The organism is Ferviditalea candida (assembly GCF_035282765.1).
Lineage (GTDB): Bacteria > Bacillota > Bacilli > Paenibacillales > KCTC-25726 > Ferviditalea > Ferviditalea candida.
The window spans coordinates 1-24,611 of the sequence record NZ_JAYJLD010000021.1 but is presented as its reverse complement, the minus strand read 5'-3'; the positions used below and the strand labels follow the sequence as shown (position 1 = coordinate 24,611).

22 protein-coding genes and 2 pseudogenes are annotated in these 24,611 nt (G+C 50.3%); 23 read left to right on the top strand and 1 reads right to left on the bottom strand.

Annotation, left to right across the window (positions count from 1 at the left end; genetic code table 11):
- Positions 1-182: 182 nt before the first annotated feature.
- The 23 genes and pseudogenes from VF724_RS13730 (at position 183) to VF724_RS13620 (ending at position 23,025) form a co-directional block, all read left to right on the top strand.
- Complete coding sequence (locus VF724_RS13730) at positions 183-557, top strand: transposase (protein WP_371754826.1); 375 nt, start codon at positions 183-185, stop codon at positions 555-557.
- Positions 558-618: 61 nt separating this feature from the next.
- Positions 619-852 (top strand): annotated as a pseudogene (locus VF724_RS13725) (IS3 family transposase); the annotation flags it as partial.
- A gap of 154 nt (positions 853-1,006) precedes the next feature.
- Positions 1,007-3,292: a DEAD/DEAH box helicase gene (locus tag VF724_RS13720; RefSeq protein ID WP_371754825.1), complete on the top strand. Its 2,286-nt coding sequence runs from the start codon at positions 1,007-1,009 to the stop codon at positions 3,290-3,292.
- Positions 3,289-4,584 (top strand): ribonuclease H-like domain-containing protein, encoded by a 1,296-nt coding sequence (locus VF724_RS13715; RefSeq protein ID WP_371754824.1) that lies wholly within the window; start codon positions 3,289-3,291, stop codon positions 4,582-4,584. The genes VF724_RS13720 and VF724_RS13715 overlap by 4 nt, the downstream gene beginning before the upstream one ends.
- Positions 4,585-4,691: 107 nt before the next feature.
- On the top strand, positions 4,692-5,504 hold the full coding sequence (locus VF724_RS13710) for an Fpg/Nei family DNA glycosylase (protein WP_371754823.1): 813 nt from the start codon (positions 4,692-4,694) through the stop codon (positions 5,502-5,504).
- 12 nt (positions 5,505-5,516) lie between these two features.
- On the top strand, positions 5,517-6,350 hold the full coding sequence (locus tag VF724_RS13705) for a deoxyribonuclease IV (protein ID WP_371754822.1): 834 nt from the start codon (positions 5,517-5,519) through the stop codon (positions 6,348-6,350).
- A 12-nt stretch (positions 6,351-6,362) separates the two neighbouring features.
- Positions 6,363-6,701, top strand: coding sequence for a cyclic-phosphate processing receiver domain-containing protein (locus tag VF724_RS13700; protein WP_371754821.1), 339 nt, complete (start codon positions 6,363-6,365; stop codon positions 6,699-6,701).
- Between the two features lie 126 nt (positions 6,702-6,827).
- On the top strand, positions 6,828-7,601 hold the full coding sequence (locus tag VF724_RS13695; protein WP_371754820.1) for an ABC transporter ATP-binding protein: 774 nt from the start codon (positions 6,828-6,830) through the stop codon (positions 7,599-7,601).
- Between the two features lie 211 nt (positions 7,602-7,812).
- Positions 7,813-8,043 (top strand): helix-turn-helix domain-containing protein, encoded by a 231-nt coding sequence (locus VF724_RS13690; protein WP_371754819.1) that lies wholly within the window; start codon positions 7,813-7,815, stop codon positions 8,041-8,043.
- Between the two features lie 102 nt (positions 8,044-8,145).
- Positions 8,146-8,955, top strand: a pseudogene (locus VF724_RS13685) (IS630 family transposase); the annotation flags it as partial.
- A 57-nt stretch (positions 8,956-9,012) separates the two neighbouring features.
- Entirely contained in the window at positions 9,013-9,987 is a 975-nt protein-coding gene (locus VF724_RS13680) for a YpdA family putative bacillithiol disulfide reductase (protein ID WP_371754818.1), read from the top strand.
- 607 nt (positions 9,988-10,594) lie between these two features.
- Positions 10,595-10,813 carry a DUF2905 domain-containing protein gene (locus tag VF724_RS13675; RefSeq protein ID WP_371754817.1) on the top strand — a complete coding sequence of 73 codons (219 nt, stop codon included), beginning with the start codon at positions 10,595-10,597 and terminating at the stop codon, positions 10,811-10,813.
- Between the two features lie 127 nt (positions 10,814-10,940).
- Complete coding sequence (locus VF724_RS13670) at positions 10,941-12,584, top strand: serine/threonine protein kinase (protein WP_371754816.1); 1,644 nt, start codon at positions 10,941-10,943, stop codon at positions 12,582-12,584.
- A gap of 254 nt (positions 12,585-12,838) precedes the next feature.
- Entirely contained in the window at positions 12,839-13,948 is a 1,110-nt protein-coding gene (locus tag VF724_RS13665) for a P-loop NTPase family protein (RefSeq protein ID WP_371754815.1), read from the top strand.
- Between the two features lies 1 nt (position 13,949).
- Positions 13,950-15,167 carry a TadA family conjugal transfer-associated ATPase gene (locus VF724_RS13660; RefSeq protein WP_371754814.1) on the top strand — a complete coding sequence of 406 codons (1,218 nt, stop codon included), beginning with the start codon at positions 13,950-13,952 and terminating at the stop codon, positions 15,165-15,167.
- 59 nt (positions 15,168-15,226) lie between these two features.
- Positions 15,227-16,108 carry a type II secretion system F family protein gene (locus VF724_RS13655; protein ID WP_371754864.1) on the top strand — a complete coding sequence of 294 codons (882 nt, stop codon included), beginning with the start codon at positions 15,227-15,229 and terminating at the stop codon, positions 16,106-16,108.
- Between the two features lie 5 nt (positions 16,109-16,113).
- Entirely contained in the window at positions 16,114-16,995 is an 882-nt protein-coding gene (locus tag VF724_RS13650) for a type II secretion system F family protein (protein WP_371754813.1), read from the top strand.
- 16 nt (positions 16,996-17,011) lie between these two features.
- Positions 17,012-17,233 (top strand): Flp1 family type IVb pilin, encoded by a 222-nt coding sequence (locus VF724_RS13645; protein WP_371754812.1) that lies wholly within the window; start codon positions 17,012-17,014, stop codon positions 17,231-17,233.
- Positions 17,196-18,278: a TadE family protein gene (locus VF724_RS13640; protein ID WP_371754811.1), complete on the top strand. Its 1,083-nt coding sequence runs from the start codon at positions 17,196-17,198 to the stop codon at positions 18,276-18,278. The genes VF724_RS13645 and VF724_RS13640 overlap by 38 nt, the downstream gene beginning before the upstream one ends.
- A gap of 143 nt (positions 18,279-18,421) precedes the next feature.
- Positions 18,422-20,542 (top strand): hypothetical protein, encoded by a 2,121-nt coding sequence (locus tag VF724_RS13635; protein ID WP_371754810.1) that lies wholly within the window; start codon positions 18,422-18,424, stop codon positions 20,540-20,542.
- Entirely contained in the window at positions 20,508-21,143 is a 636-nt protein-coding gene (locus VF724_RS13630) for a TadE family protein (protein WP_371754809.1), read from the top strand. Before VF724_RS13635 ends, VF724_RS13630 begins: the two co-directional genes overlap by 35 nt.
- The gene (locus VF724_RS13625) at positions 21,140-21,679 is read left to right on the top strand and encodes an A24 family peptidase (protein WP_371754808.1); all 540 of its coding nucleotides are present in this window, start codon (positions 21,140-21,142) and stop codon (positions 21,677-21,679) included. The genes VF724_RS13630 and VF724_RS13625 overlap by 4 nt, the downstream gene beginning before the upstream one ends.
- Positions 21,680-21,684: 5 nt before the next feature.
- Entirely contained in the window at positions 21,685-23,025 is a 1,341-nt protein-coding gene (locus VF724_RS13620; RefSeq protein ID WP_371754807.1) for a DUF6382 and FHA domain-containing protein, read from the top strand.
- Positions 23,026-23,225: 200 nt separating this feature from the next.
- Here the strand turns inward: VF724_RS13620 and VF724_RS13615 are convergent, their stop codons facing one another.
- Positions 23,226-24,506: a glycoside hydrolase family 18 protein gene (locus VF724_RS13615; RefSeq protein ID WP_371754806.1), complete on the bottom strand. Its 1,281-nt coding sequence runs from the start codon at positions 24,504-24,506 to the stop codon at positions 23,226-23,228.
- Positions 24,507-24,611: the final 105 nt, after the last annotated feature.

The window sequence follows — 24,611 nt, the reverse complement described above, 5'->3', positions numbered from 1 at the left end:
AAGGAGAGGTTCTGTAGATGCCTCCCTTACTTTTTTAATGAAATCCCCCAACCATTCATTGCTCTTGAATTCATTCGGAAATCTTATACGAAGATTTCCTTCGATAAGAGGGCGAATACACATTGCGACAGACTATAATGCTACATAGAAACTAGACAGCAAAAAAGGAGTTTCTTAGTTGTATGACGACCAGCAGAAGGAAGTTTACACCCGAAGAAAAAGCACGTATCGTACTGGAAATTCTGAAGGAAGAAAAGTCGGTTTCACAACTCGCCTCCGAGCATGGTATTCATACCAATGTCCTCAACCGGTGGAAAACAGAAGCGATACAGAACCTCCCGCAATTGTTCGTCGATGATCGAAAAGGCATCACGAGAATGAAAAACGATTATGAACAGCAGATCAATGAACTCTACGCCGAGATTGGAAAGCTGACCAGTCAATTGTCGTGGCTCAAAAAAAAAATCTGGCCTCTAACCTGTCTCGTGAGGAACGTATCGACCTTTTGGAATGGGATTGCCCCGAGCACGCGATCAGCGTTCAAACCGATCTGCTGAGCCTGAATCGCTCCAGCCTGTATTACAAGCCGGTTCCTGCATCCCCTGACGCCTCAAACACCGGATTGATGAACTTTGCACGCAGCATTCGTTCCTAGGCTACCGGAAGATTGCCGCGATTATGAACAGGGAAGGAGATGGGATTCACGAGAACACCGTACGTCGCTATATGCGGGAAATGGGGCTCATGGCCATTTATCCCGGCCCGAACCTGAGCAAGCGCGATCATCAGCACCGGATCTATCCTTATCTCCTCCGGAAGCTACTCATCATACAACCCACGATATTTGTATAAAATCTAATGAAAAAATTGTGCAAAAGTCTACTGCGGCGAGACCTTTATTTGGTCTCCCCGTTTTTTGTGTACATTGAAATTTTAGCCTACGGTCATTGCCAGGCGAACGTATATTCGTTACAATAATGAAAGAAGGAAACGGGGAGTGAACGGGATGAACCGTCTGACAGGAAAAGTGTCTTCGATCGACGAATGCATTGAGATACTTCAGGGTACTCCGGAAATCATGAGTCAAGTGACACATTGGCACACGATTCCCGGGAGGGAGGCGAAGTATGCCGATTTTCCGGCAGGACTGCATCCGAAGATCCGGGAGGCGCTTCAGCATAAAGGAATTTCCAGACTTTACACGCATCAGGCTGAGGCTTTTGCAGAAGCCGCCCATGGCCGGCACGTCGTTGCCGTAACCCCTACGGCTTCGGGCAAGACGCTTTGCTACAATCTGCCGGTCCTGCAAACCGTGATGACCGACGACAGCACAAGGGCTTTGTATTTGTTTCCGACCAAAGCGCTGGCCCAGGATCAGGTGGCGGAGCTGCAGGAGCTGGCGGAAATGATGGAAGCCGACATCAAGACGCACACTTACGACGGGGACACACCGCCGACTGTGAGGCAGGCTGTCCGCAATGCGGGGCATATCGTCGTGACCAATCCGGACATGCTCCATTCGGCGATTTTGCCGCATCATACGAAATGGGTCAAATTATTCGAAAATCTCAAATTCATCGTCATTGACGAGGTGCATGCGTATCGCGGCGTATTCGGCAGCCATGTGGCCAACGTGATCCGCAGGCTGAAGCGGATTTGCCGGTTTTACGGCTCGAGCCCTCAATTCATTTGCGCGTCGGCGACGATCGACAACCCGCAGGAGCACGCGGAGCGGTTGATCGGCGAGAAGGTGTCGCTGATCGATAATAATGGAGCTCCGTCCGGCGACAAGCATCTCGTTTTTTATAATCCGCCGGTCGTGAACCGCCAGCTGGGAATTCGCAAAAGCAGCGTGCTGGAGACGCGAAAAATTGCCGCCATGCTGCTGAAACAGGGCATCCAGACGATCGTGTTCGCCCGCAGCCGGGTCCGGGTGGAGCTGCTGCTGACCTATCTGCAGGAGCTGGTAACGAAGGAGTTGGGCACGAAATCGATTCGCGGCTACCGCGGGGGATATCTGCCGAAATTGCGGCGCGAGATCGAGCGGGGCTTGCGGAACGGAGAGATCCGCGGTGTGGTCAGCACAAACGCGCTGGAGCTCGGGATCGATATCGGCCAGCTGCAGGCTTGTGTCCTGAACGGCTATCCGGGTTCGATCGCCAGCGTCTGGCAGCAGTCCGGACGGGCGGGGAGACGCCAGGAAAGCTCGATAACGTTCCTTGTCGCCAGCAGCAATCCGCTGGACCAATATATCATTCAGAATCCGGAGTATTTGCTGGGACGTTCACCGGAGCGGGCCCTGATTCATCCGGACAACCTGCTGATCCTGATCGACCATATCAAATGCGCGGCGTATGAGCTGACCTTTGAGGAAGGGGAGCAGTTCGGCGGGGAAAGCCTGCAGGAAATCCTCGAATTTTTGACCGAGGAACAGGTGCTGCACAGGGTGCAAAATCGTTGGTACTGGATGGACCAGTCGTTTCCGGCGCACAATATTTCCCTGCGTTCGGCCGCACAGGAAAATTTCATCATCATCGACTTGACGAACGGCAGCCGGGTAATCGGGGAGGTTGACCGCTTCAGCGCGCCGACCCTGATTCACGAAGAGGCGATCTATATCCACGAAGGTGTCCAGTTTCAAGTGGAAAAGCTGGATTACGAGGAGAAAAAAGCGTACGTCCGCGAAGTGAATGTCGACTACTTTACCGATGCCAACATGGCCGTCCAGCTGAAGGTGCTGCATGCCGACAAGGAGGCCGCAGGCCCGGGGCACAGCCGATTTTATGGAGAGGTTACCGTGAATGCGAAGCCGACCATTTTCAAAAAAATCAAATTGCGCACCCACGAAAACATCGGCTCCGGACCGATCCACCTGCCGGAAGAAGAGCTGCATACGAGCGCATATTGGTTCTCGTTCAATGAGGAAGTGACGGAACGCTGGGGAGCCAACGATCTGCAGTTCGCCCTGCTGGGCCTGGCGAATGTGCTGGTGCATCTCGCACCGCTGCATTTGATGTGCGATCCGCTGGATATCCGCGTCGTCCCCAAGGTCAAAGCGGTGCATAACAAGCGGCCGACGGTGTTTTTTTACGACCGTTACCCCGGCGGGATCGGATTGAGCGAAAGGCTGTATGATCTGCATGCCGTTCTGCTGGAGGAAGCGAAACGGCTTCTGAATTCCTGCTCCTGCCTGAGCGGATGTCCAGCCTGCGTGGGACCGATCGAAGAGGTGGGGCTGCTGGGCAAAGGCCATGCGCTCGAGCTGCTTACGCATTTGGAGGCAGCTCGATGAGCGGGCTGAGGGATCGGCTGAATCGGCTGAAGCCCTCCTCCCCCGGCGCGAATCCGCCGACCGTACAGGAGCGCGCCGAGGATCACGAGTGGATCGGCCTTGACGCCCGGATGGAGCGCAACGAATGGGGACAGTTTGTCCTGCGCGAGCGTAGATATAGCCTTGATTATCGGCACGGGCTGTATGCGCTGGGCGATTTGATAGGCCATGCGTCCGTGCTTGATGTGCTGAACCGGTCGGCCGGGAGTTTGTCCGGACATGAAGCGCTGTTGTTCCTGGACACCGAGACGACAGGGCTCGGTATCGGGGCCGGCAATGTTCCTTTCATGGTCGGCATTGGCTATTATCAAGGCGAGTCATATGTAGTGGAGCAGCTGTTTATCCGCAATCCCGCGGAGGAGCTGGCGATGCTGGCCTATTTGAGAGAAAAGCTGCAGTCGTTTTCCAGAGTGATTTCCTACAACGGACGCACATTTGACTGGCCGGTGCTGAAAAACCGGTTTATTTTGAACCGGATTCAACTTGAAGACCGCCATCTCCATCAAATCGACCTGTTATACACTTCACGAAGCATTTGGAGAAGCACGCTGCCTTCCTGCCGGCTGGGTACGGTGGAGGAGGCGCGATTAGGCGTGCTGCGGGAGGAGGACGTTCCGGGTTCGATGGCTCCGGCCTTGTATTTTCAATACTTGGCTGAGGGCAATCCGCAAGCGATCGAAGGAGTATTTGATCACAACGAACGGGACATTCTTTCCCTGAGCGTACTGGCCAGCCATGTAACCCGCCTGGTGCAGGGGAGGATTCGGCTGTCCGAACTGGAAGCCGGAGAATTGTACCGCGTGGGCGCTTGGTTGGACAAGCTGGAGCTGCCGGAGCTTGCGGAGCAAGCCTTTCGGCAGCTGGCGGAACGAAACGGCGACGAAATCAGGGAATTGCGCATGCCCATGGCGGCTTATTTCAAGAAAAAGGGCGATTACCGACAGGCTGTGCGGATCTGGGAAGACAGCATCGAAGAAAACCGGAATGCCGGCAAGTTCATTCCTTCCGTCGAACCGTTCATTGAACTCGCCATCCATTACGAGCATCGCATGAAAAATGCGAAGCAAGCGTTGGCCTATGCGGAGGAAGCATTGCAAGCGGCCCGCAAACGCATCTCGCTTGCCCGGGGAGACCGCAAGCAGCGGCTGTTGGCAGAGAATCTCCAAAAAAGAATCGAGCGTCTGATGCGGAAAGTTGATAAGCAAATGCCTATGCTGTTCGACGTGGATGAGGAGATTGAACCGACAAATTGATACGGATAAGCGGCTCTGGCTGCAAGATTTCCGGTATAAAATTGCCGGTAATGGGCAACTCCAATAAGAGAGTCCGGGTATTTCCCGAATGAAAGGAAGTTTGGTCAATGCCGGAGCTTCCGGAAATGGAAAACTACAGACGTCTGTTGAAACCTCTAGCCGCGGGTAAAACCGTTCTGTCCGCAAAAATCACCCGGGAGAAATCGGTGAACCTGCCTGCTGAAACGTTCGCGGGTGCTGTTGCGTATCAAAGGATAACGGCCGTCGAACGCCGCGCCAAATACCTGCTGTTTCATCTTGAGTCCTCCCATGTCCTGCTGCTTCATTTGATGCTGAACGGGTGGATATATTACACTGAAGGGGAAGAAGCCCCCGAACGTACGGCGCAGGTTGAGCTTGATCTTGAAACCGGCCGTTTGTTTTTTCTGGGACTAAGGCTGGGATTTCTGCATTACCTGTCTGCTTTCGAAACGTCAGAAAAGCTGCGTCCGCTTGGACCCGAGCCGATGGAAGAATCATTTAACCTGGAGCATTTTCAGTCGCGATTGAACGCCAAAAGCAGATCCGTCTTGAAATCGGCTCTGACGGATCAGCGGGTCATTGCGGGGATCGGCAACTGCTATTCCGATGAAATTTGTTTTGCCGCGGGCATTTTGCCTTATCGGAAAATCCATACCTTGTCTTTGGACGAATCCGGCCGTCTGTTTGCGGCGATGAAGCAGGTGCTTTCGGAAGCGGTGAATGCCGGGGGCTATATGGAGGTTCCGCTTTATGCCGGGGACAAGTTGACCGGAGGCTATGATTCCAGGTGTGCGGTGTACGACCGCGCGGATGAGCCTTGCCTGAGATGCGGGCATCCGATTGGAAAGCGGGAAATCGCTTCAAGGAAAACCTTCTGTTGTACAAATTGCCAACAGTAATAGGGGGATCTCATGCTTTTTTTTGGCGGACATATCAGCATTCGGAACGGATATCTGGCAGCTGCGAGAACGGCGCTGTCGATGGGAATGAAAGCCTTTCAATATTTCCCGAAAAATCCGAGAAGCCTTGCTGTCAAGCATTTTGACCGAAGAGATGCGCAAGACTGCGCCGATTATTGCGAGCGGAATGGGCTGCTCTCGGTAGCGCATTCCTCCTATTTGACGAATCTGGCTGTAGCGGATTCCGGTCTGAAGTCGGCCACAGCGCTTTCCCTGTTGAACGAATTGGATGTTGCCGAAGCCTGCGGGTCGATCGGGCTGGTGGTGCATTTCGGAAAATTTAAAGGAACTGACCCGTTACAAGGTTATAAAAATATATTACAATTGGTAAATGACATCTTGAACCGGTGGAACGGCCAAGCGCTTTTACTTATCGAAAATCAAGCGGGAAGCGGTCTGCGGATGGGCACGGAAATGGAGGAATTGGTACAAATTCGGAACCTGTCCGCCGATCCGGAGCGGATCCGTTTTTGCTTGGATACCTGTCATTTGTTTGCAAGCGGCGTGTGGAATGGCGGAAACTGGGAGGAACTGCTGCAAAGGGGCGGACAAACTGGGTTTTTCAGTCATGTGAAAACGGTGCATCTGAATGATTCGGCATTTCCAGCCGGTTCGTTTCGCGACAGGCATGCGAATATCGGGAGGGGCCATATCGGCGATGAAGCTTTTCGGATATTTTTGCGATCCCCTTTTCTGCAAGGCGTTCCGGTCATTCTGGAAACACCGGTCACTCCGTCATATACATATGAAAATGAGATGAAGCATATACGGGAGCTTCTGAATTAAGGTGGTGAAATAATGATTAACGTTTATCTGGATGACATGCGCCGCTGTCCGAAGGGGTTCGTTCATGCGAGAACCTATGAGGAATGCGTCGAACTGTTGAAAGAATGCAAGATCAATGTATTGTCTCTCGATCACGATCTCGGAATCGGCCAGCCAACCGGGATGGACGTGGTGCGATATATGGTCGAACATCATTTGTATGCCAGCGAAATTTATCTTCACACTTCAAGCGAAACGGGAAGAAAGTACATGTTTCAGCATTTGTACACCAACAAGCCGAATGATGTGAAGGTGTACAATTTTCCTGTGCCTGACGAGGTGTTGGAGCAAATCGGGCAGTCCGCAGGATAATAAGCGAGGAGTCTGTCCGATGGGTTGATTTTCGTGAATTTTTATTCAAATATCCCTTATTCGGAATAACGATTCTCGGACAGACTCCTAGCCATCTTATGATTATCGGGACAGGAGTGAGCAGCAGTGATACAGCTTCAGCAAATTGATTTCATCAGGGAAGGAAGAAATATTCTTCAACAGGTCAGCCTGACTATGAACCCGTATGAGCATTGGGTCATTCTGGGGAAGAACGGTTCCGGCAAGACCACCCTTTTGGAAATGATGTGCGGCTATCTGTTTCCTACGCGGGGAACGATCGAAGTGCTGGGAAACCGGTACGGACAATGCGATGTCCGGGAGGTGCGCAAACAGCTGGGGATCACCAGCCAATCGCTGTTTGAAAAGCTGACGCCCAGAGATCCCGTATGGGAAGTGGTGGCAACCGGCGAATACGCCTATTTGCGCATGTATGAACAGGTGTCGCAGGAACTGAAGGAAAAGGCGGAAGCGATGCTTGAACGGCTGCAAATCGCCCATTTGCAAAACCAGCCGCTCGGTACGCTTTCTCAGGGAGAACGCAAAAAGGTCATGCTGGCCCGCTCGTTGATGGCGGATCCGCGAGTGCTGATCATGGATGAGCCTTGCTCCGGTCTGGACTTGTTTGAGCGGGAAAAGCTGCTGGAAAGCTTGCAAAGGCTGCAAAATCAAAACCTGCAAATCGTCTACGTGACCCATCATATTGAAGAAATCATTTCATTATTTACGCATGTTGCCTTGATCGAGCAGGGGCGGATCGTAGCCGCCGGTCCCAAACGGGAAGTGCTGACGGGGGAGCATCTGCTGCAGACGTTCCAGGTTCCCTTGCAGGTCGAATGGTTCAACGACAGACCGTGGATCAAAGTTTTGCAGGAATTATGATATACTTTTATTCGTTGAGTCCTTTCGGGATTCCAGGAGTCTGTCCGACGGATTGATTTTCGTGAATTTTACTCAAATGGAGTATGAAGGAATAAGGGAATGAGCACGACTCCTGGAGCGTGTTCAAACGCCCTTCTAGTACAACGTTCTAAAAATATTATCACTATTTCTGTTGTTGTGGTACAATGGAATTAACAACCTTAAATGGAGTGTGATTCCATTGTTTAAATCCACAAAACAACCCTTGGTTTTGTCATCGGAGGATCGTCAATTTCTTCAACGGATCAGCCAATCCAGAACAGAAGAATTCCGTCGTGTTGAACGTGCACGAATGATCCTGCACTATGCCGATGGTTTGAGTATTCCTAAGATCGCAAAGGCTCTCGGGGCGACCGTCCCTAAAACTAACGCTGCATTGACAAAGCTCTGGTGCAGGGTGTGAAGGAAGCTCTGGAAGAGGAACAACGGTCCGGACGCCCAACAGAAATGACTCCTGCGGCCATTGCATGGGTCGTATCCTTAGCCTGTCAACAAGCCCAAAGATGTTGGATACGCCAGCGAAGTGTGGACGCTACGACAATTATCCGGACACATCCAAGCCAACGCCGAAAAGGAAGGTCATCCTTGCCTGAAGCAACTGTCACCCAGCAATGTGAAACGCATATTGGACAACCATAACATTCAGCCGCACAAGGTGCGCTATTACTTGCAGCGCCGTGATCCGGATTTCGATGCCCAAAAAGCCCAGGTTCTCTGCGTATACCAACAGGTTGAATATATTCTGGAAAACGAAGAGCTTAAACCTCTATGTGATGTCTACGTGTCGTATGATGAGAAACCGGGAATCCAAGCGATAGGGAACACCGCCGAAGATTTGCCGCCCGAACCGGGCGAGCATCCCACGATTGCCAGAGATCCTGAGTATAAGCGTCACGGCACACTCAGTTTGCTTGCGGGTATTGATCTGGTAACCGGTCAAGTGATAGGTGCGGTGGAAGACCGCCATCGCAGCAAAGAGTTTGTCGACTTTCTCAAAAAACTGGATAGCATCTATGATCCGGGATTGCGGATTCAAATCATCTTGGATAACCATTCGGCTCATACATCGAAGGAAACTAAAGCCTATCTTGAAACCAGGCCAGACCGGTTTGAGTTTACATTCACCCCCAAACATGGTTCGTGGTTAAACATAATCGAGGTGTTTTTTGCTAAGATGACAAAACAAGTGCTGCGTCACATTCGTATTCAATCCAAGGAAGAGTTGAAACAACGAATCGAACAATATCTTGAAGAAGTGAACGCAAACCCGATTCCGTTTCGCTGGAAATATGGAATGGATGGAACGATGTCCTAAAGTAACAGAATTTCAAGATCGTTCTACTAGTGAATTTTCAAGATAGGAGGAAACGGGATGGAGGAAGTCATTATTGTCGGGGCAGGTCCATGCGGACTGTCCGCGGCCGCGGAGCTGAAAAAGAGAAATATCGATCCGCTGATCATTGAAAAAGGCTGTGTAGTCAATTCCATTTACAATTATCCTACCTTTATGCAGTTTTTCAGCACGCCTGAGCTGCTGGAAATTGGAGAGGTGCCTTTCGTGATCACCGGCGATAAGCCGACCCGTCAGGAGGCGCTGGTCTATTACCGAACCGTTGCACAGCGCAAGAAGCTGCGGATTCATACGTATGAAGCCGTCCAATCCGTTTATCGCCAGGGGGAATTGTTTAGAGTGGAAACCACTGACCGCAGCGGGAGGACGAAGCGGTACCAGGCCAAATTCGTCATCATCGCCACCGGTTATTTCGATAATCCGAATGTGCTCGACGCTGCGGGGGCAGAGCTGCCGAAGGTGATCGGGCAGTACAAGGACGCCCACCCGTACAGCGGCACGAAGGTGGCCGTTGTCGGAGGAAACAACTCTGCGGTGGATGCCGCGATGGACCTGGAAAAAGCGGGTGCCGACGTAACCGTCATCTATCGCGGAAACGGGTACTCGCCGAAAATCAAGCCCTGGGTGCTCCCTTTGTTTGAAAGCCTGGTCAACAAGGGACGGATCAAGATGCACGCGCAGACGGTTATCGAAGAAATCCGCGAGGACTCGATCCTCATCAATACGAAAGGGGAGCGTCAGGAACTGGAAAATGATTATGTTTTTACGTTGATCGGATACCGGCCTGACCATAGAATGCTGAAACAGATCGGAGTCGGGGTGCGCGAGGACACCGGAGCGCCGGTTTTCGACGAAGCCACCTATGAGACGAATTTGCACAATTTGTTCATTGCCGGGGTGATTGCGGCGGGCAAGGACGCGAATTCGATTTTCATCGAGAACGGCAAGCTGCACGGCGCAGTTATCGCCGAGGAAATCGTGAGCAGAGCGACTTGAGTGACACTGCTGAAAAGCCTGCCGCAGCCCGGGGTATGGGCAGTGAGCGCTTCAAACACTTTAATAGCCTCTCGGAATTCGAGTGCTGCTGAAGGGGGCGTTAGCTAGAAACTGATGTTTTTGAACTGGAAAAAGTGGAAAATGAAACCCATTTTCAAAAATAGGCAGACTACCCCGATGAAAAAGAGGAGTTTTTTAAAAAATTAGGCGGCAGCAGGGCAAATCGTTGACCGAAGTAGATCCCACTGCTCCTTTTGACTAACGTGCCACGCATCAATGTGCTGACAGATCATAATGCCATAGATACGCATGTACCACATCATGGTAGAGCGGTGCCTGCCGGATTCCAACTTGTAATCGAGCTTCTCCCGTTTGTTGGACCGCTCGACGGAGGTGCGGCGCTTGTAAATCAGCTTCGACTTTTCGCCAGTCGCGTGGAGTCTTCGGGAACAGCCTTGGATCATCACTGGTTTTCGTGCAGAAGGTACGACCGAAAATCCTCCTACGAAAGTAGGAGGAAAGCAGTTTGGATGGAACAAGTAAAACCTTGTCCCACCTGCCTCGGCGAATGCCGAGAGGCTATTTTATGCCGAGGAGGCTTCAATCCATGAATCCCATTGCAAAAATGCTGGTTATCGGAGGAATTATCCTCATTGTCATCGGATTGTTATGGCAGCTTGGGGGACGCTTCCTGCATTTGGGGCGGCTCCCGGGAGATATCGTAATCGAGAAGGAAAATTTCCGTTTTTATTTTCCGCTCATGACGAGCATCATCGTCAGCATCGTGTTGTCCCTTATTTTTTATCTGATTCGCTTGTTCAAATAAAGAAGATTTGATATAATCATGTCGAAAATCTATAAATTCGATGCATGGTAAAGCATACCTGCCTTTCACTCCGGTGAAGGGCTTTTTGTTTGCCTAATTTAGAATGAAGGAGGCTGCGGGTCAATTCATGGTCCCGAATTTGCAGAACGGGGATATATTGGGCGACCGGTACCGGATCGTGTCCTTGTTGGGTCAAGGCGGAATGGGAAACGTTTACCTTGCGGAGGATCTGAAGCTCGCCGGCAAGAAATGGGCGGTCAAGGAATCGTTTCATTTACCGGCGAACTCTGAACAATTTATTGCTGAAGCGGAGCTGCTGATCCGGCTCAATCATCCTTATCTGCCCAATATCATCGATTATTATTCGCCGAATTTTCAGGGGTACGCCTATCTGGTGATGGATTACATCAGGGGCAGCACGCTTATGCAAAAGTTTACGGAGCATAAACAGAGCATGCCTGTTCCGGAGGTTGTCGGCATTGCGTTGCAGCTGTGCGATGTTTTCCACTATCTCCATCATATTTCCCCGTCGCCGATTATTTACCGCGATTTGAAGCCCTCCAACGTCATGCTGGATGAACAGGGGAATGTTCGCCTGATCGATTTCGGCATTGCCCGCAATTTAAAGAGGCACCAGCAGGCGGATACCCTGCAGATCGGCACGATCGGATTCGCGGCGCCGGAACAGTTCGAGCTTTTGCAGACGGATCCCCGAACCGATCTCTATTCACTGGGGGCGCTTATGTATTTTCTGTTGTCCGGCGGAAATTATTTTTACATGACGGAAAAGCCGCTGGAAGAGACGGGCATCAAGCTGCCGGATCGGCTGATGAACGTGGTCGGGCGTCTTTTGAAGCATGATCCGGCGGAACGCTTCCAAAACGCGTTGGAGGTGAGACAGGAATTGCAGGGGGTACTTGACAGCGATCATTACCGGCGAACTGCAAATTCACGGATTTCGGGATGGAGTGCCGGCCATTCCCGCAGGATGATTGCATTTTGCAGCTTGTATCCGGGTGCTGGATCGACATTTGCCGTGTTATCAATGGCCAAGGCCTTAAGCCTGAGCAGCATCCCGAATGCGGTCGTCGAATGGCCGTACAACGAGCCAGAGCTGTATCAGCTGCTGTTCGGCGAGCGGAATGCTCCAAGGGATTATCGGTTTTTGCTCGATCAAATTTGCTCGGGCTGCCCTCCGGAGCTTCATGTTCCTTGGATTGACGATTTCACGGAATGGTATCCTGTTCACCCGGATGGAAAGAAAGGGGCATGGAGGGAAACGGATGTGCTGAAAATGCTGCATGCCGTCAAAGCTCCAGCTACTCTGGTCGACGTTTCGCATCACTGGAATATTCCGGAGGCCGAGGCGTTATTTCAGCTTGCGGATGCGCTCGTATTTGTCGTCGATCCGTTTCCGGCCAAAATGAACGGCAGTCAATCCTTGCAGATGCTTGGCAAGATAAACGGATACAGGAATTCAGGAAAAAATGTTTACATTGTCGCCAATCGGGATCTGCCCATTCGGATGAGAAGGGAGTGGATTTCTTCCCTGCCGTTTGCTCCGGCATGCTTTTTGCCCGATATTCCGTTTGCCGATATTATGGAAGCCGTTTGGAAGGGCCGACTGGTGCAGGATCGTCCCGATGTAATGCGTAAGCTGTCTGTTGCGCTTTCACCGTTAATTGAAGATGCTGCGCCAGCGGATTTATTTCAATATAGAAGGGGCCGCGCTGAAAAATATAGAAAAATATTCTTTAAATTACAAAAATAACTTGCAAAACTATAAAATATTTATATAATATATACTTAATAGAAAAAATTTGTTTTTATTTCATGCGGAAGCACCGCGAATCGATCGTTTTTCGATTCGCGGTGCTTTTTTTGGGAGGCGGTGACGATTGTCATGAATTTAAGCCGTGCGGAAATCAGGTTTATTGCCGTTTCTTCGGCGGTTTCCATCGTTTTGCTGATCAGCGGGTTGATCCGGCTTGCTGTTGATTGAACAAACTGGAAGGGGGACCGGAAATGCTCTCAATGGTTATTGCCGATAAGGATGTTGGTTATCTCGGAATGCTTTCCAGGATCGCGGGCTCTGGGGAGTTTCCGTTCAAACTGGAAATCAAATGCTTTTCGAGCAAGGAGACGCTCGCGTTTTTCCTGACAAACGGAGGACGTCCCGATATTCTTTTGATTCATCCGGATTTGATGCCGGAACGGGAACTGGCCGATCAGAAATGCCGCTTCTTCCGGCTTGTGGAAGAACCGCCGGAAGAAGAGATGCACAATGATATTTTAAGCATCAGCAAATATCAGCCGGTTTTTCAATTATTGAATAAGGCGGTATCGGCGTATCGGGAAATCCATGCTCTGCATAATGGTAGGCTCCCGGGCAACCGGAAGACGAACATCATTACGGTTTATTCGGCTGCAGGAGGAGCGGGGAACACGGCGGTGTCGCTGAACTTGGCGAAGGAGCTCGCAGCACGTGATTTCAAGGTGTTTTATTTGAATACGGAAGGAGTGCAGGCAACTTCCGCTTTGATCGATTGCGGGAACAGCTATGATTTTGAACAGATCGTCTATTACTTCAAGACCGACAAGGAGCGCTTTTCCGGCAAGCTGGACAGATTCATCCGGCATGAGCCTTTGCATAGATTTGATTGTTTTCAACCGTCCAACCGGTTGGAGGATTGGCAGGCGATCTCTTCGGAGGATGCGGCCGAGCTGATCGGAATTTTGGAGGATACGGGCAGGTATGATGCCATCATCATTGATTCCGATACTTCCGGACATCACAGGATGGGCCCGATATTTCGTCTGAGCGGCACGGTCATTTGGTTGTTGATGGACGACATTCAAAGCATCCAGAAAAGTCGGGTCATGCTGAAGCATTATGAGCGAATTCTCGGCGAGCAAAGGGCATCCGCAATTGCGAACATTCGCTTCGTTTTAAATAAATATACCGGCTCACTGCATAATGATTTCAACGCTCATTCGATTACCCTGCACGGCTTTCTGCCTTATTGCCCGCAGTGGAAGGGAATCAGCCAAAACAGCCAATTATTTTCAGCAGACGAATTCAATATTGCGGTTCAAGAACTGGTAAAGCTGACGGGCGTCGAAGGGAACGGGTGAGATGGAGCAGAAATTGATTTGGCTGCGCGAGCAGGTATTGCAGCGGCTCGACTTGTCGGGATCGACTACGAATGAGGAGTTGCTGGAGACAATTGAACGAACGGTATTTGAGCAATCGGCAGCGGAATACATTCCGGTCGCCGAAAAACAAGCGGCCGTATTCCGGATTTTTCATTCCTTCAGAGGATTGGATATCCTGCAGCCGCTGATTGAGAATCATGAGGTTACCGAAATCATGGTCAACAGCCATGAAGAAATTTTTTTCGAGCAAGCCGGGCAAATCTCCCGTTACCCGGCCGCGTTTGAAAACCGAGAGAAGCTGGAGGATATCATTCAAACCATTGTCGGTCAAGTGAACCGCATCGTCAATGAATCCTCGCCGATTGTCGACGCGAGACTGCAAGACGGTTCCAGAGTCAATGTAGTGCTTCCTCCCATTGCATTAAAGGGGCCAACGATGACCATCCGTAAGTTTCCCGCCAATCCGATGACCATGGAGCAATTGGTGGAACAGGGAACGTTGACTGAAGAGGCAAGCCGCTTGCTGGAGAAGCTGGTGGCCGCGAAATTCAACATATTCATCAGCGGGGGCACAGGCTCAGGCAAGACGACGCTTCTCAACGCCTTGACGCGTTTCATACCAGAGGATGAGCGAATTATCACGATCGAAGATTCGGCGGAGCTGCGAATCGATTCGATTGCCAATTTGGTCAGTCTGGAAACGCGAAATGCGAACACAGAGGGCAAGGGGTGCATCCCCATGCGCGAATTGATCAGGACCTCGCTCAGAATGAGGCCAAACCGCATCATTGTGGGGGAAGTAAGGGGGGCGGAGGCTTTGGACATGCTGCAAGCGATGAATACAGGGCATGACGGATCATTATCGACGGGTCATGCCAATTCCGTTCACGACATGCTGAGCCGTTTAGAAACGATGGTGCTGAGCGGCGCGGAGCTCCCCCTGCAGGTCATACGCAAGCAGGTCGGTTCCGCGATCGATATTATGATTCATTTGTCGAGAATGAGGGATCGCTCAAGGAAAATAATTGAAATCAGTGAAATTTCCTGCGTGAAGGAGGGAGAGATTATCCTCAACCCGCTCTATCTGTTCAAGGACGAAGGAGATACGGCGGAAGGAAGGGTGAACGGACGCTTGGAAGCAACGGGAAACCGGCTGTATCATGCGTCTAAACTGGAGTTGGCCGGCATGAAGATGTGACTTTCGTGCCGGTGCCGTTCAGCGTGAGTTGAGTCATTGCAGGGGGGATTGGTCCATTGGTGATAGCATTCGTTGCGCTTTTAACCGGAATTTCAGTATGGGCGTTTATGCATTTGACAGAGCGGGGAATATGGAAAATTGCTCTCCGCAGCCGTCGTACCGTTCAAAGGAGCGCTGGCTCCTATCATATCCGTTTCAACTATAAGGACTATTCCCGCTTCACGATGTCCTTCGGGGACAAGCTGAGCTCAATTGCTGCCGCCGGAGCAGCCTTGTATTCAATCGGATATATTTTTTATCAGCATCCGTGGGTATCCGCCGCCCTGGCGGTTCTCAGCCTCCGATATCCGGAAATTCGAAAACGCAAGCTGATCGAAAAGCAGCAGAAAAATTTAAGCCGGCAGTTCAAGCTGGCGCTGTATTCACTTTCTTCTGCGCTTGGAGCGGGACATTCGGTGGAAAACGCATTTCGCGAGACAGTAAAAGATTTAAAGCAACTGTATGCCGAGGCAAAAATCGACATGATTTCAGAGCTGGAGATCATCAATCATAAGGTGGAGAACGGCATTTCGGTTGAAAAGGCGGTTGAGGATCTCAGCCGGAGGGCGGGGATAGAGGATATCGAGAACTTTTCCGATGTGTTTCAAACTTGTAAAAGAACGGGAGGAGACTTGATTGAGGTGATGCGCCGAACTTCAAACATCATTGGGGAGAAGATGGAAGTCGAGCAGGAAATTTCCGTAATGATTGCCCAGAAACGGTTCGAATCCAAGGCGCTCAGCTTCCTTCCCGTGGGCATCATCGCTTTTGTCAGTTTCAGTTCCCCGGACTATATGGCTCCGCTGTATCAGGGAATCGGGCCGGCGATCATGACGGGATGCCTGCTGCTGCTGGCCGCAGCTTATTGGCTGAACAGACGGATCATGAACATCAGGGTATGAAATTCATGAGCCTATTTATCACGATATTGTTGATTTTGGAAAATTTGTTGTATTTGTTGTTCTATTTGAAGACAAGGCGGACATTCAACCGCAAGCTTTCGGATTTCCCCTACGGCGCTCGACGTCAAGAGTGGTCCGCCGCATTTTATTGGCTTCTTGAAGGAATTGATTTACCCACGCGATTTCCGTCATGGTTTTCGGCGCTCAGGAGAAAGATCATGGTGATTCACCGTTGTTCCCTTGACGAGGCGGACGGTATTGCGAAGTGGATGATGGCTGAGACCATGCTGCTGTCTTTTCTTGTGCATGATCTTACGCTGCTGTTGGCGGTTGTCGACGGCAGCAGCCTTACTTATGCAGGTATGGGACTGCTGCTGTCCGTGATAATACCGTATGGGAAATACAGAGATTTGGAGCATAAGTGGATCGAGATCAAACGATCCATAGTTCTCGACCTGCCGGAGCTGCTGGACAAACTGACGCTTCTGGTGAATGCGGGGGAAACTGTGCAGGGAGCCATCGCACGCTGTGCGGAACGCAGGGCGGGCCGCACAACCACCAGGTTGTATCAAGAGCTGGCGCAAACCCGTCAGGAGCTCGCGAATCGGATTTCTTTCCACCGGGCCATGGAGGATTTCAGCAAAAGATGCTCCGCTCAGGAAGTATCGATTTTTACGACAACGATTCTGATGAATTATCGGAGGGGAGGTGATGAACTGGTCGCAGCGTTGAGGGAGCTTTCCCGGGACCTGTGGGAAAAACGCAAGGCAGCGGCCAGAATTGCGGGGGAGGAAGCCTCATCCAAGCTGGTTTTTCCGATGATTATTATTTTTATAGTCGTCATGGTCGTTATTGTTTCACCGGCTGTGATGATCATGAGCCCATAAGAAAGGTCGTGACAGCATGCAATACGTATGGAACAGGCTTCGCCAGCTTTACAGAAACGAAGAGGGAATCAGCACGTTGGAAATTATTTTGATTATTGCCGTGATTGTGATCATCGCCATTGCTTTCCGCAAATGGATCATGCACTGGGTGCAGAAATTGTTTGACGGCGCCAACAGTAAAATGCAGGAAACGAGCAATAATGATCCGCTTAACGTCATTCCGTCGTCGAATCCATGAATTGTTGAATTTCCCGAAGACATGCAAACCATTTATTTGTTCACAATCCGGCAGCTTGACGATCGAAAGCTCGCTTGTTTTTCCCGTAATTTTTCTGATTACTGCAGGAATCATTTTTTTTGGAATCTATGTGTATCAGCATGTTTCCCTCTACTCAGCGGCTTCATCAGCGGCGGAAAGAACAGCCTATACATGGGACAACAGCTATAAAAATCCGGTTACCGGCGATTTTTACCCTGGACAGCAGGACGGATTATATTGGCATTGGCTGCAGGACGGAGCATGGGATTGGCTGCGGCTGTTTGCCGGAAATCGAATACATTCGGTTCAGCTCGATTCGGGATCGGATGCTGAAAGGCAGGACGGCAATTTGATCCGAAAAAAGCTCCTTCATACGAAGAGGCTCATCCCGTCCGGAATTTCCGGAGAGGCGGAATATGACAACAGTTTGGTGGAGCGGCATGTGACGGTCCGTTTGTCGAGCCCCTTCCATGTTCCATCCGTATTGCAGTGGCTGATAGGCTGGAAGGAGATCTCTGCGGAGTCTGCCGCATCGGTGACCGAGCCGGCGGAATTCATTCGCATCGCCGATCTGTTGAGAGAGAACGCCCGGAAGTTCCTGGATGAAGCCGGTATCGAAAATATCCGTGAAGCCTACGGCAAGTTCGGTGATTTACAGGGAACTGCTGCTTCCGAAGCATCGCTGGCATTCGAATCCCACGCGCAAGCCAAAGCATACCTGCAGAAACTGGTTTACGGCAGACAATCGACCCGTACAACGGATGAAGTCGGCACATGGAGACTGATTGACGCGCTGGATGCCAATATGATCGCTCATCAGGCCTACATCGGATACAAGGACAGTACGAAAGATTTGAGAGATCAGCTGCAAAAAGATGCCGAATTGCTGAGAAATTCAAAACTGAACGGGGTTGTATGGCATTTCTTCAAAAGGAAAAGCGACGGCTCGATCGGTCCTTCGGAAAAGCTGAGAAAACAACTGGAGCAGAACGGAATCATTGTCGTCATTCATGAGTTAAACTGAAAGCGGGTTACTTCTGCTGTTCCCGAATACGGAAAATACCGACGCTTTAACGGTTTTTTCGTATTTCGTATTCGGAAAGTTAATGCAAGCTCGCTTTCGGTTGTGCGGCAGGCGGGACAGACCGGCGGGACGGAGGCGGGAGTTTGAAAAATTTTGCAGCATCTTCTAAGGGTACGGTAACAGTATATTTGATCATCATCATAGCCGCGGTATTTGCCTTCACTTCGGTATTGATCGATTTTGCCAGGATCAAGCTGGCCGAGCATGAATCGGAGGATGCTTTGAAATCGGGCGTCCGCTCCGCGCTGTCGGCCTACGATCAACAATTGAAAAGTTACGGTTTGTTTGCCTCGGGCTTATCCCCGGAACGGGAAAAACAACTGGTCGGCGAAATCGCGGCTCTTAATCTGTCGACGGGTCTCAACGGCGAACACTCTTGGCGAATGGCCGATACCCGCATGCAGGCGTCCTCTTTGAGAGTCGATCGTATTTATTCGCTTGCCGATCAAATCGTATTCAAACGCCAGATTCTGGAGCAAATGAAGTACCGGACCCCGATCGATTACGTGAGCAGGGTGGTGAACAAGCTGCGCGACTCCAAGGATGCGGCCCATGCGGCAAACGAATTTGCCCAGCTTAACGAGCGGTTGGAAAAATTGATCGGGAAGCGGGAGAACCTATTGGAGCAAGCTTGGAAGAAAAGCTCTAAAATGATGGATTACTTGCATGACGCATCCGGGCGTTATCGAAATCAATTGAATTTGCTGGCCGGAATCACTGAAGAACTGAGAGGAACCACGAAAGAGCGGTTATCCGGAGAGCTTAGGCAGCTTGCAGGCATCATACCCGGCACACCGGAACAAGCCGCAGCGCTTCAGGCACAGCTGATTCACATCAGCACGCTGCTGCGGAAGTATGACGACTATGACAGGCTTGTCGTGGAGGTAAGACGCGCTTCGGGAACAGAATTGCAGCAGCTGACAAACTGGAACTCTGAATTGAATGGAAAACTGGATCAAGCTTATTCGGTCGATGCAGACATCTCGCAGGAAATTTCCAATTTAAAGCAGCAAACAAAGAGTTCAACCGGTCCGCAAAATGCATTTGAAGTGTTTCAGCATGTCGAAGTTCTCGGCATTTCATATTTTGAGAAAGAAAAAAGCGGTACGGCCGCCGTTTTGTCCTCATTCGGAAGATTTGCGCAAATGCTTACCGGGGATCCGCTGCAGCTATCAGATTTGCGTCAATCGAACGAAGCCTTCAGGATTCAAGCCGGGCAATGGCAGGCAGACAGTGATCAAGCAATGAATTTGCGCAGAAAGCGGCTTGCCGAACTCAAGAAGCAGCAGGAAGAACAGTCAAAGAAAGCGGGCGAGCAGATGGAAAAAGCCAAAGCTCAAAGCATGATTACGGCTTGCGGGAAAAATGACCGAAGTGTCTATCAGCAATTAACGGGTGATTCGGGATTATACCGTTACTACATGGACCGGGATTATTCCACAGCTTGGGCATTACCGGAACCGGACCCTTCTTCGGCGCTTCAGCTTTCCCCGGAAGCATACGGCAGCAGCGCTTTTCAAGCTCTAAGCGGGTTGATGGATGTTATGGAACAAGTCAGGGACGAAGTTTTCGTCAATGAATACGCCCTGGAATATTTCAACTACCGGACGTTCTCGTCTCATCAGAATGCGGGAGTGAACAGCGTCAGAACCGATCCGGCTATTCATTCGCTGCAGGACCAGGAAAACGAATATGTGCTCTATGGGTTGCCTTCCTGTGAAGCGAACCAAGGCGCGGCTTATGCCGAAATCTATTTGCTTCGGCTGGCGGTTCGAACGGCAGAAGCATTGAGCGATCCGAAAAAGGTCGCTGAAGGTTCCCCGCTGCTTGTTTTTTTAACAGCCTTGGCGGACGGCTCCTCCAAGGCTTCGGGGGATATGAAAGTGCTGCTCGAAGGCGAGTCTGTGCCGTTCATGAATAACTGGAAGGCCACGGAGTTGGATTACAAGGACTACATTCGTTTATTTTTGCTGATGCACAGCAAAGAAAAAAACAAGCTGTCTAGAATCCAGGCCTTGATCCATTTGAATACGGGAATCGATTTGGCGGACAAAGCGACATATATTCGGGTGGCCGTGAGAAGCGATGTTTCTTTATGGTTTATTCCGCAAGTGATGAGCATGGTGAAAATGATCGGGGCATTGGACGGAAGCCGGGGTGGAAACCGTTATGAATTTAATCAAACGATCGCAGGATCCTATTGATTCGTCTGCGGTTTCGGGTTCGAACAGCTTCAGGAATTCCGCTGCGGGAAGCATCGTGCTGGAAGCCGCGCTGGTCATGCCTTTGTTTCTTGTGTTCGTTATTCTGCTGATCTCCTTCATTCAAGCCGCTTTGGCGGATATTGCGCTGCATAAAGCGGTAAGGGAAACGGTCAGGCAGGTTTCCTCACACGCCTATCCGTTTCAATGGAGTGAGCGAGAAATGCAGAGTGCCGGTCCAGACAGCGACCAAAGGATACCGGCACTTGCAAGTCTTTTGCCGGAATCTGCAGCGAAGGTTTTTCAATTTCAAGTTCTGTTCAAAGGGGAAAACCCTCGCCAGTCCTCATCGGAATGGCTGATGATCGTCCGCCCGGTGCTTGAACCGATCGTCTGGCATTATATGGACGCCAACTATCGAAACACATTGATAAAACGAGAACAATTGAAACTGGTAAACGTCGTACTTCCGGACTTCTCCCACAAGGGCGATCGGATGTTCGGGATCGAAGTTGAAGTTGAATGGCCGCTGACCATTCCGTTTTACCGTAAGGTGCTGCATATCAGAAAACATTTTTATGAAAGGGTTTGGACAGGCGCATGAACGGAATGTTGACAAGCTGGCAGATGGCGTTATTGAGCTTGCTGATTCTTGCCGCATCATTTACCGATTTTCGTTGGAGAACGATACCGAACTGGCTGACTGGAACAACCGCAGGCTTCGGCTTGGTATTCAACTTGGCGGTCAATCATCGGGAGGGATTGCTTTTTGCCTTGTCCGGTTTAGCAGCCGGTTTGATGACGGTAGGAGTCTTTTATCTCATGCATGCGGTCGGAGCGGGGGATGTGAAGCTGTTTGCGGCTGTCGGAGCGGTTGCCGGAGCCGGATTTACTTTGTATTGCTTAATGTATTCCGTGATCTATGCAGGAATAATCGGGATGGTCATGCTGCTGCTGCGAAAACAAATGTTTCAAAGAATGGCGGGATGGCTGCGGACGATGCTGTGCGCTGTTGTTTTGCGAACATTGCAGCCGGTGCTGCAGACGGACTCAAAGGGATTGACCACCATTCCTTTCATGATTGCCGTACTTCCGGCTTTTGTAACCGTATTCCTGACTGAAAACTTTCAAATCGGGTGAAACCTATGAAATTTCACAATGAGTCATTATGCTATGATTTCGTTCATGAAAAGGATACGTTTCTTGTGATTTCTGGAAACGATCCGATCACCGAGAAGGATCTCATACCGCATCAGATACCGATGATCCGTTACAACCAAATTCCCCGTTTGCTTACTATGGATATGGAGGAGTTTGATTTGGCCGTCCGTTTCAACTACAAGATTTCCGGCAAGCGGATGCTTTCTCAGGTGCTCAGAGGAACTAAGCTGACACTGAATCAATACTATCGTCTGCTTGCAGAAATTCTGAGCGCACTGGAAGAATGCGCCGAATATTTGTTGAATCCGGAAAATTTCATTTTGCACGAAGACTTCATTTTCCTCGATTCGCAATTGAGCCGGGTTTGGTTGACTTACGTTCCTTTGGCCGGATTTCAAGCCGACTCACGCATCCAGGGAAACATTCGTCAGCTTGCGGGTGGCATGATGAGTGCCGTGGAGCAGCTTCACGGTAGCGGAATCCAGACCTTAATGGGAACGATGAAGGATGAGAAATTCAGCATTAACGATTTAAAGAGGGACATTAGAAAGCTGTTGGAGGAAGAGAATCGTTCGGGGTGCGAATCTCCGGTCATAATGCCAGTGGAGGCGGTAAGACCGGAGTCCGCCCCGCTGCAGGAGGTTCATGCCTCTGCTGATTACCGGGGAGCATTCCGGACGATCCCCCTTTACGTTTTGTTTGCTGCAGGATTGGGCTTGATATGGGGCGTATATGCGTTCCATCCCGAAGAGAGCTTGATATATATCGCATTCGGCGGATCGGGTTTATGGCTGAACCTGCTTTACTTGTTCAGCAAAAAATACAAGATTCCGCTCTCGATTCACATTCGCCGATCGGTTCCGGCAGAAGCATCCGTAGTGAAGGTTATGCCTAAATCCCCCGTTGTTGTCATGCCTAAAATAGATGGCAATATCAGCAAACACGCAATTCCTGCCGCAAACCCGACCACACTGCTTGCAATACCGGATGCGACCGTTTTGTTGGGTTCTCAGCGGCCGTCGGGATTATTCTGTGGGAAGCTGGAGATCCGCAAGGGAGACCGTACGGAAAACATGGAATTGACGGGGGAATGTCTGACGATCGGCAGAAACGAACAGGCCGGGTACGTTGATGACACGCCCGGAGTTTCACGGGTTCACTGTGAAATTATCCGCAATGGAGTACAATATTTCGTCAAAGATTTGGGTTCTGTCAACGGCAGCTACCTCAACGGCAAGAAGCTGGTGCCTTATAAAGAATATCCGCTCAAGTCCGGGGATGTGCTGCGAATCGTGAGAACGGAATATAAGTTCAATTTAACGTGAAGTTAACGAACAGTTTGACCATCTTGATTGCCTTGCCAGCCTGGACCTAGCTTATCCGTATCGGATGCAATTAAATCCCGCTTCAAGGTGGTACAATGAACAAACCGAATAACCCTGGCATGAGTCCGGAAGCTTGAAAAGGCACACGGAATTTTTCGGTCAAGTGTGCCTGAGTGGCATATGCCTCGGGATAACGAAGATTACCCGACATACTTTTTAATTTGAAAGTTGTCCGCGAGAAGAAGCCAATTTTGCGGGAACGGATTTCCCAGCACCCAATAGCTTACTCCTCTTAAATTGTACTGTTTCACCGTATCAAATTTCACCTGCACGCTTCGCGCATCCTCAAACCAAACCACATGATTTTGTCCTTGGGCGTCGACATAGTAGAAAAAGGGCGACTGCGCAACCGGATCATATTGGATGCTCACCCGGTGGATCATGGCTCGGCGAAGAGCTTCCTGCGGACTGATGGTCGGAGCCCATTTCCCGCCCGCTACATAAGGCAGTGTCCAATCATATCCGTAAAGCGGCATTCCCATCATAATTTTATTGCGGGGGATCTGGGTTACAGCGAAATCCAGCACTTTGCGAACTTGGTTGATCGGAGCTACGGCCATCGGCGGTCCCCCGGACCATCCCCATTCATAGGTCATCAAAACGACGAAATCCAAAACCCGCCCATGGAATGCGTAATCATGCGCTTCATAGAGCAATCCCTTTTGCTCATCGCTTAATTTGGGGGCCAAAGCGCTGGATACGCTGTATCCTTCCTGATGGAGCCGGCCTGCGACCCGTTCGATAAATTGATTGTATAAATTCCGATCACCCGGCAAGACATATTCAAAGTCGATATTTAGGCCGAAATATCCTTTGGATTTCATCACATTTAATAGGTTGCCGATTAGTTGATTTTGGATTTGCGTATCTGCAAGGATGGCATGAGCAAGTTCAGAATTAAATCCTCCTTCCCCAAAGTTCGTGATCGTCATTAAAGGGGCATCTCTATTGCTTCGAGTTGCTTGCAAAAGTTCCGTATCATTGAATGGGACCATGGTGCCGTCAGCTTTGGCCCGATAGCTGAAAGGACTTAAGTACGTTAGATATTCACCCACCTGATTAACGATTTGCGCCCCCGCCGGTCCTGTTATTTCGATATATGCATTGGCTTCTATGGTCGGTTTTCTTTTGCGGGGAATCACCAGCCTCTGTCCCGGATAAATTAACGAAGGGCTGCTGATGCGATTGGCGTCAACCAATTCCTGCAAAGAAATGCCATACCGATTAGCAATGGCCCACAGGCTCTCGCCCGGTTGAACGATATGATATTGCATGGGGGTTGGAATGACCAGAGACTGTCCGATGATAAGCAGGTTCAGATCGGCAAGTTGATTGGCTCCGGCGATATCGTTTATACTAACTCCGTAACGGCGGGAAAGCTGCCAGAGTGTATCACCCTTTTGAACAACATGAATTTCCATATGCGTTCCTCCTCGTATAGTATGTTTAGACGCTTGATTAAAGCGAATTTCCAGTTGATCTTGACAACTGTAATGGGCCTAGATGAGTTTCCAAACCAAGTGATT

Excerpts from the sequence above, each read along its gene's own strand:
- VF724_RS13730 (WP_371754826.1), top strand. The coding sequence starts at position 183 with ATGACGACCAGCAGAAGGAAGTTTACACCCGAAGAAAAAGCACGTATC.
- VF724_RS13720 (WP_371754825.1), top strand. The coding sequence starts at position 1,007 with ATGAACCGTCTGACAGGAAAAGTGTCTTCGATCGACGAATGCATTGAG.
- VF724_RS13715 (WP_371754824.1), top strand. The coding sequence starts at position 3,289 with ATGAGCGGGCTGAGGGATCGGCTGAATCGGCTGAAGCCCTCCTCCCCC.
- VF724_RS13710 (WP_371754823.1), top strand. The coding sequence starts at position 4,692 with ATGCCGGAGCTTCCGGAAATGGAAAACTACAGACGTCTGTTGAAACCT.
- VF724_RS13705 (WP_371754822.1), top strand. The coding sequence starts at position 5,517 with ATGCTTTTTTTTGGCGGACATATCAGCATTCGGAACGGATATCTGGCA.
- VF724_RS13700 (WP_371754821.1), top strand. The coding sequence starts at position 6,363 with ATGATTAACGTTTATCTGGATGACATGCGCCGCTGTCCGAAGGGGTTC.
- VF724_RS13680 (WP_371754818.1), top strand. The coding sequence starts at position 9,013 with ATGGAGGAAGTCATTATTGTCGGGGCAGGTCCATGCGGACTGTCCGCG.
- VF724_RS13675 (WP_371754817.1), top strand. The coding sequence starts at position 10,595 with ATGAATCCCATTGCAAAAATGCTGGTTATCGGAGGAATTATCCTCATT.
- VF724_RS13670 (WP_371754816.1), top strand. The coding sequence starts at position 10,941 with ATGGTCCCGAATTTGCAGAACGGGGATATATTGGGCGACCGGTACCGG.
- VF724_RS13665 (WP_371754815.1), top strand. The coding sequence starts at position 12,839 with ATGCTCTCAATGGTTATTGCCGATAAGGATGTTGGTTATCTCGGAATG.
- VF724_RS13660 (WP_371754814.1), top strand. The coding sequence starts at position 13,950 with ATGGAGCAGAAATTGATTTGGCTGCGCGAGCAGGTATTGCAGCGGCTC.
- VF724_RS13650 (WP_371754813.1), top strand. The coding sequence starts at position 16,114 with ATGAGCCTATTTATCACGATATTGTTGATTTTGGAAAATTTGTTGTAT.
- VF724_RS13645 (WP_371754812.1), top strand. The coding sequence starts at position 17,012 with ATGCAATACGTATGGAACAGGCTTCGCCAGCTTTACAGAAACGAAGAG.
- VF724_RS13640 (WP_371754811.1), top strand. The coding sequence starts at position 17,196 with ATGATCCGCTTAACGTCATTCCGTCGTCGAATCCATGAATTGTTGAAT.
- VF724_RS13630 (WP_371754809.1), top strand. The coding sequence starts at position 20,508 with ATGAATTTAATCAAACGATCGCAGGATCCTATTGATTCGTCTGCGGTT.
- VF724_RS13625 (WP_371754808.1), top strand. The coding sequence starts at position 21,140 with ATGAACGGAATGTTGACAAGCTGGCAGATGGCGTTATTGAGCTTGCTG.
- VF724_RS13620 (WP_371754807.1), top strand. The coding sequence starts at position 21,685 with ATGAAATTTCACAATGAGTCATTATGCTATGATTTCGTTCATGAAAAG.
- VF724_RS13615 (WP_371754806.1), bottom strand. The coding sequence starts at position 24,506 with ATGGAAATTCATGTTGTTCAAAAGGGTGATACACTCTGGCAGCTTTCC.